The organism is Streptomyces angustmyceticus (assembly GCF_019933235.1).
In the GTDB taxonomy this organism is placed as follows: domain Bacteria; phylum Actinomycetota; class Actinomycetes; order Streptomycetales; family Streptomycetaceae; genus Streptomyces; species Streptomyces angustmyceticus.
In genome coordinates this window covers 1-15,253 of record NZ_CP082945.1, presented here as the reverse complement: position 1 = coordinate 15,253, position 15,253 = coordinate 1, and the positions used below count along the sequence as shown (strand labels likewise).

Annotated in this window: 7 protein-coding genes; 3 read left to right on the top strand and 4 right to left on the bottom strand. The window is 65.4% G+C overall.

Features of this window, described 5'->3' with window-relative positions:
• The first annotated feature begins 1,315 nt into the window (after nucleotides 1-1,315).
• The 3 genes from K7396_RS00035 to K7396_RS00025 all read left to right on the top strand — a co-directional run bounded on the left by K7396_RS00035 (nucleotide 1,316) and on the right by K7396_RS00025 (nucleotide 3,354).
• Nucleotides 1,316-1,624 (top strand): transposase, encoded by a 309-nt coding sequence (locus K7396_RS00035; protein WP_223659499.1) that lies wholly within the window; start codon nucleotides 1,316-1,318, stop codon nucleotides 1,622-1,624.
• Nucleotides 1,621-2,493 (top strand): IS3 family transposase, encoded by an 873-nt coding sequence (locus K7396_RS00030; RefSeq protein ID WP_107421206.1) that lies wholly within the window; start codon nucleotides 1,621-1,623, stop codon nucleotides 2,491-2,493. Before K7396_RS00035 ends, K7396_RS00030 begins: the two co-directional genes overlap by 4 nt.
• Nucleotides 2,494-2,739: 246 nt before the next feature.
• Entirely contained in the window at nucleotides 2,740-3,354 is a 615-nt protein-coding gene (locus K7396_RS00025) for a hypothetical protein (RefSeq protein WP_086719976.1), read from the top strand.
• A 258-nt stretch (nucleotides 3,355-3,612) separates the two neighbouring features.
• Here the strand turns inward: K7396_RS00025 and K7396_RS00020 are convergent, their stop codons facing one another.
• The 4 genes from K7396_RS00020 to K7396_RS00005 form a co-directional block, all read right to left on the bottom strand.
• Nucleotides 3,613-3,987, bottom strand: coding sequence for an SCO4402 family protein (locus K7396_RS00020; protein ID WP_425275735.1), 375 nt, complete (start codon nucleotides 3,985-3,987; stop codon nucleotides 3,613-3,615).
• Nucleotides 3,977-10,465 (bottom strand): RHS repeat-associated core domain-containing protein, encoded by a 6,489-nt coding sequence (locus K7396_RS00015; RefSeq protein ID WP_086719978.1) that lies wholly within the window; start codon nucleotides 10,463-10,465, stop codon nucleotides 3,977-3,979. Before K7396_RS00015 ends, K7396_RS00020 begins: the two co-directional genes overlap by 11 nt.
• Nucleotides 10,466-10,617: 152 nt before the next feature.
• Nucleotides 10,618-14,268: a LamG domain-containing protein gene (locus K7396_RS00010; protein WP_223659496.1), complete on the bottom strand. Its 3,651-nt coding sequence runs from the start codon at nucleotides 14,266-14,268 to the stop codon at nucleotides 10,618-10,620.
• 423 nt (nucleotides 14,269-14,691) lie between these two features.
• Nucleotides 14,692-15,126 carry a DUF6283 family protein gene (locus K7396_RS00005; protein WP_086719981.1) on the bottom strand — a complete coding sequence of 145 codons (435 nt, stop codon included), beginning with the start codon at nucleotides 15,124-15,126 and terminating at the stop codon, nucleotides 14,692-14,694.
• Between the last annotated feature and the right edge of the window lie 127 nt (nucleotides 15,127-15,253).

Below are 15,253 nucleotides of genomic sequence, written 5' to 3'. Positions count from 1 at the left end.
TGAATGGACGACCCGCAACGCCGTCCGTCTCCGCGCCCTGGCTGACGAGGCGCCCCGGGGCCGTCTGGGGGGTGCTGGTGGTTGATGAGGCTCAGCGTCGAGGACGGCGCTGCGTGGTCCGGCCGTGCGGCGGCTGCTAGCACTGCGGGCGGGGAAGAAGCTGACAGCAGGGCATGTGCGAGTGGCTGCGGACGCGCGGGGGTGTCGGAGCGCACGGTGTGGCGCTGGCTGGCCGCCGCTGAAGCTGATGAGACTGCAGCCGCCTGCCCTGGCGCACGGTCCCGGGCCGGTGCGAGGTTCACGATCACGCCTGAAGTCCGGCGCCTGTTGGCGCTGTGGAAGGGGAACGTGCGGGCGGTTCACCGCGAGCTGGTCTTGCGTGCCGCCCGTCAGCCCCGGCCCGTGGACGCACCGTGCCTGACGACGTTGCACCGGGCGATCCGCCGTGATCTGACGCCGGGGGAGCGGGCCGGACTCGCCGGTGGCGAGCGGGCGGCGCGCAAGCACGATGTGTTCCTGGCTGCTGACTCTCACGGTCCTGTCTCGTGAAGTTCTCACCCAGGTGTCATGCTCCATGAGCACCAGGAGCGTCTGTATGCAGGGGAAGCGGGGGAGTTGCTCCTGACATTGGACGAGAATGACGGACGCATGGCTATGAGAATTGCCTGTTCAGCTCCCGGAGAATCACAATACGAGAGCGGCTGTGACCTGCGTCTTTGCTCTAGAGGTGGTCTTCAAGTATGGCCTCCACTCGATTTCGCGCCGGGCTGTGGGTGCCGCCCCGCTGTGAGGCTCCCTATCGGTCGGCATGCTGAGCTGGCGGATAGGGATGGCCTCGGCGAACTTGGCCAGGTCGTTGCCGAACCCGCGTCAGCCCCGCGCGCTAGTCCTGCGACGACGAAGATTGGAGTTCCGTGTCCCCCGCTCGCGCGGGCTCTGCTACGCGGCGGTCACCGTCCTGGACAGGAAGTCTGGGGCACTCCCGCTTGTGCGGGCTCCAGTCGATGGTGGCCGAAGCGATGGGTGCGGAAGAGCGCGTCACTCCCGCTCACGCAGGCTCTACTCCTCGCTTTTGGGCGCGGACCGAAGGTGGGCCGAGTCATTCCCGCTCGCGCGAGCTCATACGCCTCCGTCATCGAACGGGTGACGGACAACTACGGGCCACTCCCGCTCGCGCAGGCTTTACCCGGCCAGCGAGGACATCGTCCGCTACCGGGCCGCGTCACTCCCGCTCGCACGGGCTCTGCATCCGTGGGTTTGATCCGCTTTGACGGACATCCGAGATCAGGGGCCCTGCCCCGGAAGGATGTCCATCATGGAGAGCATGGGGAAGAAGAAGCCACGCCCTCGCCGCTCGTTCACGCCGGAGTTCAAGGCCGAGATCGTCGAGCTGTGCCGACGCGGTGACCGCTCGGTCGGCCAGGTGGCCAAGGACTTCGACCTGACAGAGACCGCGGTGCGGCTGTGGGTCAGCCAGGCTGAGGTCGACGCCGGTGAGAAGGATGGGCTGACCAGCAGCGAACGCGAGGAACTGGCCGCCTTGCGGCGGGAGAATCGCCGACTGCGCGAGGACGTCGACATCCTCAAGCGAGCCACGGCTTTCTTCGCGAAGGAGACCCGGTGACGGTGCACCCGTTCATCGAGGCGGAGAAACGCGCTGGTCACAGCGTCAAGCGCGCATGTGAACTGCTCAAGGTCTCCCGAACCGCCTTCTACGCCCGCCGTAGCGGCAAGCCCGGTCCCCGCACCGTCCAGGACGCCGAGCTGACCCGGCGGATCGCCGCAGTCCACGAGCATTCACGCGGTACCTATGGGGCCCCGCGCGTTCATGCGGTACTCAAGCAGGAAGGCGCCGGCTGCGGCCGCCGCCGGGTTGCCCGGCTGATGCGGGCGGCCGGTTTGGAGGGCCGGCACCGCAGGCGACGGCACACCACCACGATTCCTGATCCTCGATCCGCCCTCCGGCCCGACCTCGTGGTCCGCGACTTCGCCCCCGACGCCGCGGGACTCGATACCCGCTGGTGCGGCGACATCACCTACGTCCCGACCGACGAGGGCTGGCTCTATCTGGCCACGGTCATCGACATCGCCTCGCGGCGGGTGGTGGGCTGGGCCACCGCCGACCACCTGCGGACCGATCTGGTCGCCGATGCTCTGCGATCTGCCTGCCAGCAGCGTCGCCCTGCCCATCCGGTGATCTTCCACTCGGATCGCGGCTGCCAATACACCAGTCAGCAATTCGCCGCCCTGGCATATGAGTTGGACGTCCGTCTCTCTGTCGGACGCACCGGACAATGCTGGGACAACGCCCTTGCCGAGTCCTTCTTCGCCACCATCAAACGTGAGTTGCTCGGCACCGCCGCCTGGCCCAGTCGGGCCTCTGCCCACACCGCGATCTTCGACTTCATCGAGGGCTGGTACAACTTGCACCGACTGCACAGCAGCCTTGGTTACCGCAGTCCCGCCGACTACGAGACCGCCCTCGCGGCCTGACCACCACACCAAGGGTGTCCGTCAAAGCGGAACAAGCTCACCATCGCGCTGGTGCTGACCTGCGAACGCGGTGGGCGTTTGTGGCGACTAGCCGATGCTTGCACCGCCTGCGCGGGGGCCACCGCACACAGCGCCATCGTCCCCGAGAACACGCTCAGGGTCCCGGCCAAGCCCTCTCCCCCGCCGAGCACGGAGCGGAGGAGGCGGCGGGCTCGGGCGCCGGAGGCAGCAACTCGGGTCCGCGAGATGCTCAGCTACCTCGCCGCCGCCCTTCCACCCGAGACCAGCGCTGCCGCCCGACTGCTGGCCATCCAGGGCGCGCTGCGTACCACCGCCTCAGGCCGGCTCTGGATGCCAGCAGGCCTCCTGCGGGACATGCGCATGCATCAAAATCCATACCCATGGTGGGAGCTGGAGCAGACCGGCTGGCTCATCCGCCTTCCCGCAGCCTCACCACTGGCGGTGCGCAGCGGGACTTCGGCGCAGTTGCTCGATGCCGCCTTCCTCGCACAAGCTCCCGGACGGATGGGCCGCATGTATGCCGCCGACAAGGCTCTACGCCTGACGTCCTGCCGGCCACTTCGCGGCCTGCCAGCCCCAGATCAACTGGCAGCACTGGCATTGGCCGCCCACCTCGCCCCCGGCGCCATGCACGGCATCATCGAGGCAGACCGACTCGGACACGTGTGCGCGATGACGCTCACTGGCCTGGCGGCCACGCTCGACCGCCTGGTTGCCATCCGAGCAGCGGATTGGTGGTCGTATGCCCATGGATCGGAAGACATCACCTGGGCGATCGCTCCCATGTTGGCCAAGCGGTATACGAGCATGGCCCCCCAATGCGCCTCTTCGGCTGAGTGATGTGTACCTCTGATGGTGTCCGCCGCCAAAGGTCCCTGCTATCCATTGAGATGGATCGGAACCCGAAGATCCGGCGGCACAGAACACCGAGCTGCGGGACCCACTGCATCGGGCACAGCCTGACGAGCTAAAGAAGGCCATTCATGATACTGACCGTTATCGGGCGTCGGCGCGCGCCCCAAGTCCGGCCAGCGCAGCGCGGTACCCGTATGGCTGGCTCGTGGGAGCAACAGCCACACGGGAGGCACTGCACCTCTTTCACTCGCCCAAGGAACTCCTCAGCGTTCGCAGTGCTTCGTTGGCTGCTTTGACAACTCCTCCCCATTCCTGCGAGTGAATTCGCTCCTCGTCGCCTGACGAATCTTTGGTCAAGACGGAGTCGAGGGCGGAGTTCAGCGCGGCCATCGCAGCTACTTCCGCTTCATCAACGAGCACGTAACCCAGCCTTCCCCTGGGCTCATCAAGGACGCCGGAGTCATCAAAGAAATCCAACGCGTCGTCGAAGCGCGATGAACTCGATGGATGCGCCACCCAATTTTCCTCTTGCCAACTCCTGTCACTCAGTTTGACTAACCAATCGATCAACTGAGTTCGAATCCACGGGGTTTGAAGATCGCTATCCCTAGGGCGCATTCCAGGCCCTCCAATTCTGCCACTCACTCAATGGGATGTGGGCCTCGACCGGGTAGTCCTGAACTCTAGAATTAGGTGGCAGCTTTTCTCCACCTCGACCGACGATCCTACCGCCTGAATTGATCACTACGTGATCAACCTGTTGGGTAGCCCACTGAGAGTTCGGGTCTCCCCTGTCAATGCGTACGCTGTCCTGACCCTTGGGGGCACGCCACACGAAGCCCTCCTTGGCTGGGTCTCTCCTGAACTTTCTCGTCATCTCAGGGCTGGACCAGCCACTGGGGATTTTCCCGCTGCCGCGCGGGAACCAGCTAGGGCCGACTTCAGGTCCGGGCCGCCTCCCCGGGCGCCCCAGAGCAGCGGACATACCCAGGGCGGCAGCTGTCGAATCAGGGTCGATCCCATGCCGCGCACCCCAAGCATCGTACTCAGGGCTCAGGCACTTACTCTCGACGGCACACGCTGGAGTGAAAAGCACACTCGCGATATCCAGAGCGATCACAAATGGCTTCCCGGCGCCGAAAAGGAAGTTCGCGCCAGCATTGCCGACATTCTGCTCAAAGTCGGAGGGGCCAAGGTTGAAGGAGATGCAACGACCCACAGCGCAGGAAAGGCCACCGCTACCGTCGAACATAGTTTGCCCACGGCTGTTGGTGTTCGCCGTTCCGCCGTAGCCGCCTCCGTAGTTGTAGGAGCTTCCAGGAAGCCTCCACCAGGTAGCAACTCCTCCTCCGTCTCTGCCGCCATGAGCGTTTCCGAGATGGCCATCTGCAGTGATGATTCCACCGTGAGGGCAGGGTGTTGAGTCTCCTTCACCGCCGCAAGCCAAGCCCATACCACTGGGGTCGCTAAAGGTAAGGGGATTATTCGCACCGTAGCTGTAGCCATTGAGTGTCTGAGCTTTGTCGAACTCCAACAGCGGGTCAACGCTGAGGAAAGTAGAGGTGGCAGGATCATATTGGCGGGCGCCCACTTGAATGAGGCCGGTGGCGCTGTCGGCAGGCTTGCTGAGGAAGGTTTTGTCATCCGGCCATGCGCTGGGTTTGGCCCCCCGTGGAGAGCCGAAGGGGGTGGTGTAGCGCTTGGTGAAGGCCAGCGTGGTGGGTTCGATGGCCAGGCTTGCAGTGCCGTGGTGGTCGCCCGCCATGAATGAGAGCTGAGTGTTTGAAGTTCCGTTGGTCGCTGTGCGTACGGCGATGGTTTGGCCGGCTGCAGTGTAGTAGCGGGTGCCGGAGAGTGACCTTGTTGTGCCCTTCACCTTGAGGTGAACTTCTGTGGCACCGAGGTAGAGGACGGTTTCACCATCATTGTTGGCGCGGCGGATGAGGATTTCGCCGTCGGCGTCGTAGAGGTAACTACTGTCGGTGGCGGGGGTGTTCTTGGTAGCTGATTCAGTCGTGGTGGCCAGGTTCCCTTCGCTGTTCCAGGCGAGTGTTTGGGGACTTTCGACGCCAGGGCGGTGGATGGTGTTGCCGGTCTTGTCGTATTCGTAGTTCTGGGTTGTGCCGTTGGTCTTGGTGCTGCTCAGGGGGTGGGGCTGTTTGCTGGGCGTGCCGTAGGCGTAGGTGGTTGTGGTGTCGCCTGAGGTGGCGTGTTGTGTCTGCTGCGTGCGTTGGCCTGCGCTGTTGTAGGCGTAGCTGGTCCAGTACGGCGCGGCGCCGGCGAGGTTGGCGGTGTTGCGTCCGCTTGTGGCGCAGTCGTCGGCTTTTGGGGTCCAGGCTTCGGTGAGGCGGCGGTATCCGTCGTAGGTGAAGCACTGGTTGTCGTTTTTGCTTGTGCCGCCGAGGGTGCTGGCGTCAGAGACTGAAGTGAGGTTGCCTGCGTCGTCCTGGCGGTAGATCAGGTCCTGCAGTTTGTAGGGGTGAACGTCGTCTGTGATGTAGGAGCGTGTGAGGCGCCGGGTGCCCGGTTCGTAGTCATAGCTGAGGTAGGCATTCTTGGCTGAGGTGCCTGAGCTGGTACCCAGGGAGAGTCGACGCAGGTCGCCGACGGGTGCATAGTCAGCGCCTTGCAGGTAGCCGGTGGCTCCCTTGGCTGTGAGCTGCTGACCTGTGGTGTTGTAGGTGTAGGAGACGGTCTCGGCGGGCAAGCCGGCTACTGCCGGTTGGGAGGTCTGGCTGACGGTTCCGTCGAGGCGGTAGCCGGTGGTGGTGGCCAGGGTTTTGGGGACGCCTGCCTCTACCAGGGGGTCGTCTTCCGGCAGCACGAGCTGGTTTTCGGTGGCCTGGTAGAGGCTGTCGTAGCGGGTGACCTTTTGGATGTACGCCTTGCCAGCGACGCCGCCTTCGTAGCGGATGGAGGCGTCCGGCTGCCCCTTTGCGAGGGTGTCGAACGTCCATGCGGTGAGTTTGTTGGCGTCGGTCTTGGTGGCCTGCCAGGTGCCGGTTTTCCGTCCGAGTTCGTCGTAGGCGTGGAGCAGGGTTCTTTTCTCGGCATCTTCGGTGCGGGTTACCTGGTCGAGTTCGTTGTATGTGGTGCTGGTTGTGCCCTTGTCCGGGTCAGCTGTCTTTGTTTGCCGGCCGAACAGGTCGTAGGTGTAGGTCCACGTTGCTTTGTTCGAGTCGGCCTCTGTGACGGGGCCGGTGACCGTTTCGGGCAGCCCACCCGGGGTGTAGGAGTAGTTGGTGGCGACGTAGTCGGTGCCGGTTGGCTTGGGCCCTGCGTAGTCGAGACGCTGGGTGGTCTTTCCGCGTACGTCGGTCACGGTGGTGAGGGCTTGGCCGCCGTTGGGTGCGGTCGCGGAGGTGGTGTCGCCGGTGTAGGTGGTCTCCGTGGTCCAGCGGGCTACGCCGTAGTTGCGCGTGACGGCTTTGATGGGGCGTGCTGCCCCGTCGTAGGCGGTGTCGGTCTGGGTGGGCGCCTGGCTGCCTTCGGTCTGTACCGGGGTTCCGGACGGTTCGTTCTTCTCGTCCCAGATATCTGACTGTGCGCTGGTCGCGAGTCCGCGGGAATCGTAGAGCGTCAAGGCGATTAGGCGGCCGCCGCTTGTCGAGGGGGTTTGGACCTGGCGGGTGCGAAGGAGGGAGTCGTAGATCTCGTAGGTGGTGTTGTAGCCGTTCCCGTCGCCTCGCAGGGTGCCGGTAGCGATCCAGGGCAGGTCGTTGCTGGCGAGGTGGTAGCTGTAAATGTAGTTGGGTGTCTTCTGCGCCAGGTGGGAGCGGTTGGGAAGCCAGACTTTGGTGATGCGGCCGAGTGAGTCGTATTCGCTCTCGGTGAGACGGGCGTTAGGGTCGCTTACTTTGAGGGGCGAGCCGGTTCCTGGGTCGAGCGTGGTGGTGGTCTCGTAGCCCTTCGCGTCGCCGGTGACCTTGGACAGTAGGGGCCCGTTGTTTGCGGGTGCGTAGGTCGTGGTGGCTTTGGTGTGGTCCTGGGCGTCCTTGACGAAGGTGGGGCGGCCGAGGGCGTCGTAGGCCGTGGTGGCTGTCTTTTGCCAGAGGGGGGCGTGGGAAGTGTCGTAGCCCTTGGCGCGGCCGGTCCACTGGGCATCGCCCTTGGAGGGTTTCTGGTTGGCGGTCCAGGTGGTGGTGTCGTAGGCGGTGGCGGTGTCGGAGATGACGTCGCCTGCCCGGTTGCTGTCCGCGGGGAGGTCTAGGTCGGCTTCTGCTGTGGTGCAGGGCTTGGCCGTGGTGCGCGTGCGGGAGACGAGGGAGGTGAGGCCGTCATCGTTTCGTGCGTACCAGGTGCGGGTGCATGTTTCGTCGCCGTTTTTCGCGTCGTCGCCGCGGTCTTCGACGGTCTGGGGCATGCCCAGGTCGTCGTAGGTGGTTGCGGTGGTGCGCACGCGGTCGGTGGGGGTGATACCGCTGGTGATGGTGGTGCGGGCGTGGGTGGCGCTGGTGCGGGTGAAGTAGGCCTCGGTGTCGGCGTAGGACTTGTGCTGGGTTGCGGTGCGCTTGGACCAGGGGTCGTTGACGGTGCCGGAGATGTAGGCAGCGTTGTTGTAGGTCGCTGTTTCGCGGGTGAGGCCGGCGTATTGCTCGCTGTCGGTGATGTCGTTGGCTTTGATGCCGGTGACGGTCGCGGTGCGGTGTCGGTCGGGATCGACGGTCTTGCCGTCCGAGGCGAGGAGACGGTCTCCGTTCATACCGCGCATGTAGACGGTGACGGTTTTGGACTGGGTGCCTGAGGGGTCGCCGGTGAGGTGGGTGACTTTTCCGTAGCCGCGCCAGAGGGACCAGGTGCGTTCTTTGGCGGGGGTGAGGGGGTCTTCGTCGTAGTGCCAGGCTCCGCCGCCTGAGTAGGTGTAGGTGTGTTGGACAGCGACGGAGCCGCCGTGGGGGTCGGTGGTGGAGACGGAGGTGACAGGGTATTTCTGGAACCAGTCCAGTTCTGGGTCACCGGAGCCGGCGTTGGGCTTCCAGTAGACGGGATAGCAGCTGCGGGTGTTCTGGTCGGCCTTGGGCATGGCCTGGCCTGCGACGCAGTCGGCTTCGTCGTAGCTGACGATGGTCTGGGCGCCGGCTTCAGAGGTGACGGTCTTCAGGCGTGGCTTTTCGAGGGAGAGGATGTCGTCGCTGGTTCCGTCGACGCGGTTGGGCCGGAATTCGTGGTCGAACCTGACCGGGTCGAGGGTGATGTCGCTGCCGCGCTTGCCGGTGTGCCTGATTTCGTCCAGCCACAGGGATTGGTCAGAGGAGTCGCCGGTGTCGCCGGGGTCGAGGTACTGCTGCTTGAGCGCCCAGGCGTCGATCGGCGAATAGGCAGGGGTGGTGGCGGTGGCGTCCCACGCGTAAGTGGTAAGGCTGGTGAGGCGTTTGCGTGTGAAGAAGGTGGGGGCGACGTTTCCGGTGCACTTGTCGTCGTCTTTGCATACGGCGTCGAAGGGCACGTCGGGCCAGTTGTCGCGAGTGTCCTTGGTCAGGGAGTCGCAGCCGTCTCCGGCCGCGGTGCAGCGTTCGGCGTAGTGGAGGACAACCTTGTTGGATGCGGCAGGGGTGGCGGAGAACAGAGAGCCGGCGCGCTGGCCGTAGCGGATCTCTTGGAGGTAGCCACCGCGGGTGTAGGGGGTGCCGGTGTTGTCGTCGCCGAGTTTGTCGTAGTTGTTGGTTTCGGCCTTGTACCAGTAGGTCATGGCGTTGGCGTGGGTGTCCTGGACGAGGTCCAGGTTCCAGCGCCAGGCTTGCTTCTTGTCGCGCTTGGCGAAGTCAGTGCCGTTGTCGTAACCGGGTTCGCCTTTGTCGTCTCCAAAGACGGGGACTGTCCATACCGAGTCGGTGCGGTCGTCTGTTCCGGCTCCGGGTAGTTTGCTGAGGCCGAAGGTGTAGGTAATGCCGTCGCCGGTGGTGACTGTCCAGTATTCGCCGTCGTCGTCTCCGTTGTCGGCGCCCGTGTGGTGGGTGACGAGGGAGGCGTCATCGCTTTTCAGGTGCCAGGTGCCAGTGGTGTCGTCTTTGACGAGTTCGGTGGATGTGCCGTTCAGCACCAGTGAGGCGTTGTCGTACTTCCAGCATTGGTCGAACTTGTCGTCCTGGCCATCGTCGTCGCAGGATCCGTACTTGCGTTCGATGTAGGAGGAGGTGAGGTCGAAGCCTTCGCCGATCGTGGTGCCCTGGTTGTTGGTGCTGGCGGTGCGGCCGTCGACGCTGCCGGAGTCGTAGGAGATGTTCAGGTCCGGTTGCGGGCCGGCTGCGGCAGGTGGTGTGCGCAGGGGGTAGGACCAGGTGAAGGAGCCGGAGGAGCCGCCTGCTTCCCAGGTGGAGGAGGCTGCGAGCGGGGTGGCTTTGTAGTCACCCGCCCCGGACTTTGCGCCGGCCGCGAGAGCGAGCACCATCTTCTGTCCGCCGGGTGCTGTCTTGAAGGTCAGGGGGGCGGTGATCTGCTGGCGGGCGCGCCGGTTGGTGAAGCGCTGCGGGCTCAGGTGGCGGCACGCTGCTTTGTCCGGCGTGGTGAGTGCACATGACGGCAGGCGCATCAGTTGCAGTCGGCCGGCGTAGTCGCCGCCGTAGGCGGAAGCGAAGGCGGAGTAGTTGATGCCGACTTCAGTGCTGCCTCCGTGGGCGGGCCCGGTGGCGGTGAGGACTACTCCCTTGAGGCCGAGTTTGTGTGAGGTGTCCTGTCCCAGGACGGTGACGTCGATGGTGCTGGAGCTGCGGCTGGCTGGTTTGGTCAGGGCTACGGGCAGGTGGCCGGGGTCGGCCTTGGAGCGTGCGGCCGTGGCGGTGAGGCGGGCGGATCCGGCTGTCGGCCAGGTGGTGGTGCGTTGCTGGTCGGTGCGGGCGCGTCGTTGGGCTGCTGTGTCAGCTGCTGCTGCTTTGCGTATCTGGGCGGCTGTGTGGGGGTCGGCTTTGGCGGTGAGGCGTTTGACGTTGGTGGCGCGTGGGGCTGTGAGGCTCGGGCGGCCGAGTGGGTCGGGGTCGGCGGCGAAGGCGACAGGCGAGATCAGGCCCGGCAGGAGCGTGAAGCTGAGCGTGGCGGCGATGCGCCGCGTCCAGCGTCGTCCTCTGTGTGTCGAGGGACGTGGCATTTCAGTGGTGTGCATGCGGGTTCTCCTTGCGCTCGCCTGTATTGGGCGCAGGTCATCAGCCCCGGGTGGTGAAGCAGGCCGGGACAGCGTCAGGTAGTGGGGCGGGCTGCGTGTGGTGCAGCGGCGGTCGGCGGCGTCTATGGGGCCGCCGACCGCTGTGGCGTCGCTCAGGCGTCGTCCGGGGCTGCGAGGACCTGGGAGCGGACCTGGTCGGCGGTCATCGCTCCGGTCCACACGCGCAGTTCGGCCAGGGCTCCTGAGAGGTGGTGGCTGGTGGTGCCCGCCAGGGGAGCGTTGCCTGCGGTGAGGTCTCCGCTGCCTTGCTGGGGGGTGGAGAAGCCTGCTTCGCCTTCGGGCTGTTGCTTGAACTGGCCGATGTAGAGGTGGGTCATTCCCAGCTGCTGCTGGCCGTCGTCATCGGTGAACGTCTCGGCGGCGTCGAAGACTCCCGTGAGATCCACCCAGGTGTTGAGTTCCTTGGGGCCGATGGGTTGTTCTGCTGTGACGAGGCCGGTGTCGGTGACCTTGCCGGCGGTGTCGACGGCAGTGCGGCCGAACTTCCACAGGTAGGTGTCGGCTGCGGGTTTTTCCACCCACAGGGCCCAGGAGGACTCCTTGCCTGTCGGCGTGGCCTGGGAGAAGACCGCAGCACGGTAGCCGATGGGTTGTTTGGCGAGGCCGGCTGAGTCCAGGCGGACGCGGGCGGAGACGGTGAAGGAGCCGGTTTCGTCGACGAGGGGTCCTGTGGCGGTGGCGTAGCCGGTGGAGCCGTTGAGGACCAGGGACTGGTCCTGGCCGTCCTCGTCCTTGAGGGATGCGCCCGTGGTGGAGAACTTCAGCGGGCCGCGGCTGTAGGGGAAGCCGGTGCTGTTGGGGTCGTCAGGGTCTTCGGGGCTTTCGCGGATGCTTGTGCCCTGGGAGATGGCGGCGTCCCAGTGCCCGACGAGTTCGTTGGCAGGGATGCCGTCCTGCTCTAGGGCGGCTTCCTGGTGGAGTTCGTCGGCGTTCAGTGGGCGTTGCCACAGGGCAACTTCGTCGATGCGGCCGCGCCAGTTCTCTCCGTAGGTGTCGGCGACCTTGCTGCGGCCGAACTGTAGTCCTTCGGAGGCCGTCCACGGCTTGTAGGTGCTGACGGTGCTTGCGGCGATGGGTTGGCCCTGGGGACGTCCGTTGACGAAGAGCTGGATGGTGTCGTTTTTCGGGTCGGCGTCGTGCTGGGTGTCGAAGACGCCGGCCAGGTGGGTCCAGACTCGCGTTGTGGGATTGGGGCTGTCGGCCAGGGAGCGGATATAGGAGGCGGTTTTGCTGTCCTGGTCGGTGCGGTTGAACACCCACTTGCGGGTGGTGGCGGAGTAGTACAGCGTGAAGGCCGAGGCGTGTTCGCCCGGTTCGGTGAGCACCACGTGGTTCGCTGTGGTGTCGGTGAGGTAGACCCAGGCGGAGACGGTGAACGAGTCGCCGGTGTTGAGGGCTGGTGTGCTGGTGGCTGCGTAGCCGTGTTGCTTGTTCGGGTCGGCGCTGTCCATCCACAGGGAGTAGTCGTGGGCGCCGCGGCGGGCGAGTGTGGACCAGCCGGCACCGGTGGTGTAGAGGGTGGCGTTGTGGCGGGTGCCTACAGTGGCTTTGTCGGCTGCGGTGGTGGTGGTCGAGCCGGGAGGGGCGTCGTCGAAGTGCCAGCGGCCGGTGTTGCCTTCGGCGGGCGAGGCCTTGAAGACGTATTCGTTGGGTGGTCCGTAGCGGACTCGGCCGTCGGCGTCGAGGTCGGTGGCTTCGACGGAGAGGACCTGGGTACCGGGCAGTGACGGGGTGACGTCCTTGACGGTGGGTGTGGCTCCGCTGGCGGTCTTTGCGCCCTTCTTCGATGTGGTCAGCAGGCGGTAGCGGTAGCCCTTGACGCCGGATTCGCCACTGTGGGGCTTGAAGGTGAAGGCGCCGGCGATGCCGGGGCCGCCCTTGGGTTCGCACAGGTTGGTGGTGCATTCGGTGTACGGGCCGGTGCTGGTGATCTGTGGCGCCTTGGGGGCGCTGGTGTCGATCTTCAGGTAGCACCAGGAGGAGTAGGCGGAGAAGAGGTCGCCGGACTTGGATCCGTAGTACCAGTGGGACTGGGTGCGGGACTTGAAGCGGTAGAGGCCGCCGTCGGCGCGCTGGCTTGTGACGGCTTTTTCCAGGGTGCCGTCAGGGTCCCAGCCCTTATCGGGCTTGTAGTCGCTCCAGACCTTGTCCCATGAGCTGCCGTTCTTGCGTTCCATCCAGAACTCGGCCTGCAGTGAGCCCTTTTCTTCGCCGCCCTTGGGCTGCACCTTGGTTTGGACGCGTGCCTGGACGGTGGGGGTGGCGGTGGTGACGGTCAGCGGGTCGGAGGAGGAGGTGCGGCAGTAGGCGGTGGTGCCCGTTCCGGGGATGGCGCCGACGGAGGTCGGCATGCCTGGCCGTGGCACGTAGTTGACTTTGAGCTCGGCGTTGTCGTCGAATCGCTTCCATGCCCGTGGTTCGCTCTCGTCCGTTGCGCGCAGCATCAGTGTCAGGCGGTGGATCTTGCCGTCGGCGAAGGAGCGGACCGTGGAGGCCAGGTTTTCGTCGCTCTCCTGGGGGTTGTCGTTGAACTCCACCCAGGTGTCCGGCTGCGCGGGCGAGCAGTTCTTGTCGCGGCCTGCGGAGATGTAGCGGTCGCCCATGTGGTCGAGCGTCTTGGGTCCGGGCCAGCGGGTGCCTTCGGAGATGTTGTCGGTGCGCTTGAGGTCGACCCAGTACGGGGTGCAGTTGAACGACCAGGTCTCGTGGGCGCGGAAGGTGGCGTCGATGACGTACTTGCCGCTGAGCTTGGTCGGGGCGAACTCGAAGTACATGCGGTCGGTGTAACCGGAGCCGCAGTAGTAGCCGTCGGCGTTGCCGCATTTGCCGACGCCCATGGGTTTGTCGAATTGCCAGAACTTGTCGCCGTCGGAGGAGAGTTTGGTGCGCTCGGATACTCCGAGGCCGACGGGCGGGTCGATGTAGACGGGGTAGACGGTGTCCTTGCCGCGCAGCAGGTCCAGGTCCGGTGCGACGGAGACAGCGCCCCCGGTGACGGTGACGGGCAGTTCGGCGCTGGCGGCTCCATCCCCTGGGTGCGTGGGGTCGCCTGCTTCGGTCCCTGGCTGCTCGGCGGCCGTGGGCTGTGAGGGCTTCCCGCCTCGCTGTTTGGCAGCTTTGGACTTGGGTGCGGGAGGCAGTGTGTCGCCTGCGGAGTCCCACATCTGACCAGCCGGTCCGGTGAAGACGGCGTTGCCGTCGGCGTCGACGGCGCGCAGGCCGCCGCCGGCACCGGGGATGACGCTGAGGCTCTTGGCTGAGGCGGTGAGTTTGATGTTTTCCAGCTCGGGGCTGTGCGCAGCTTCGGCTGTCTTGACGACGAGGACCTCGCGGTATCCTTCGGCGGTTGCCGTGAGCTGCAGGTCAACGTCCTTGAGGACGTTGGCGTACGTGGCGGTTGCCCCGTTCAGCGTCGGAGTGGGTAGCGTGCCCGGCCAGCCGAACTTCATGGACTGCTCGCCCGTGCCTAACTGCAGCATGCTGGCCCCGGCGCCGCCGCCGGAGAAGTCCAGCTTCACCACTGCGGACTTCGGGCCTACGGTCCCGTCGGCGCGGCGTTCCAGCGTGGTGTCGATGTTCTGCCACGAGCCGTCAGGTGCCTTTGCACGCTGGGGCGTCGTGGACTGTGTCAGCGTGAACGTTCCGTCAGGATTAGCGACAGTCTGCGAGTACTCGGTGCGCTCTGACGTGACCTCCACCGGCTCGCCGGTCGCGGCGGCTCGCTGCAGAGCGGACTGCGCCATGGTCGAGGTCTTGCTGGCTGCCGTGGCCTGCGGTGGCCCGAGCGCGAGCACCGGAAGCGACGCCAGTAACGCCGTGGTTGTGACGCCGGCTAAGCCGCGTCTGGTCATGCTTCTTCGTGCACCGTGAATCCGGTGCCCCCACCCCAAACTCACAGTCCCCACCCTGAGTTCATGTTCATTCACAGAAACTTCACAGCTGCGCGAGTTAACCCCGCCCCAAGTTCCACCGTCAAGCGTGACCCCCGTCACATGACTGATACGCGCCACAGCCACCCGCGGCCCCCAGCCGCACCGCCATGGCGCCTCCACCAGCCCCCAGACCTTCGGGCCCACATCCCCCGGGCAATGTGGCCGCAGTCAGCACAGGCAGTGGTGCGGTGCGCCGTGCTGCGGCAGCACCGGCCCCGCCCGAGGCGAGAGGCCCTATCGCACAAGGTCGCTGCGCGTCTGAGAGATCTTGCTGATCATGTGACGGGCCTCATCGGCCGGCGCATCGATGCCCGCCTCGCCGTGAGCGGCAGCTTCACTGCCCGAAGGGAACAAGGGCACTGGTGACTCGTACTCGATCACGGCCCGGTAAGTGGCGGGATCCATCCCGCCGTCGAGCAATGCCACCCGCAGAGCGAGCAGGTCCTCCCCCTCGTGGCACCCAGCCCAGCCACCACAGATGCGCCGATTATCGCTGTCGCCATCGGCTTGATGGCACTGGAAAAGCCTTGTGGGCTGGTTGGGAGTGTCCGCGTCGTAGCGTCGGAGCTTCTCGTACTCCTCACTCGCCCAGATGCCCGCGGGTACATCACGTCGATAGGGACAACTCTCGCAAGGCCGTGGTGCCGGAGGACGAAGTGACGATGACATGCAGCCAGTATGACCAAGCGGACATGATCGGGGAGTTGCTCCCTAAAGCAAACAGGCGGCCGAGCTCAAACTTCAGTCAATGCTCGAATGAGCCGTCCTCGTACGTCAACCTTCCCTTCCTGCTATA

Bases quoted from the DNA above. Each gene is read 5' to 3' on its own strand.
- K7396_RS00025 (WP_086719976.1), top strand. From the start codon at position 2,740: ATGCTCAGCTACCTCGCCGCCGCCCTTCCACCCGAGACCAGCGCTGCC.
- K7396_RS00020 (WP_425275735.1), bottom strand. From the start codon at position 3,987: ATGCGCCCTAGGGATAGCGATCTTCAAACCCCGTGGATTCGAACTCAG.
- K7396_RS00015 (WP_086719978.1), bottom strand. From the start codon at position 10,465: ATGCACACCACTGAAATGCCACGTCCCTCGACACACAGAGGACGACGC.
- K7396_RS00010 (WP_223659496.1), bottom strand. From the start codon at position 14,268: ATGGCGCAGTCCGCTCTGCAGCGAGCCGCCGCGACCGGCGAGCCGGTG.
- K7396_RS00035 (WP_223659499.1), top strand. From the start codon at position 1,316: ATGGAGAGCATGGGGAAGAAGAAGCCACGCCCTCGCCGCTCGTTCACG.
- K7396_RS00005 (WP_086719981.1), bottom strand. From the start codon at position 15,126: ATGTCATCGTCACTTCGTCCTCCGGCACCACGGCCTTGCGAGAGTTGT.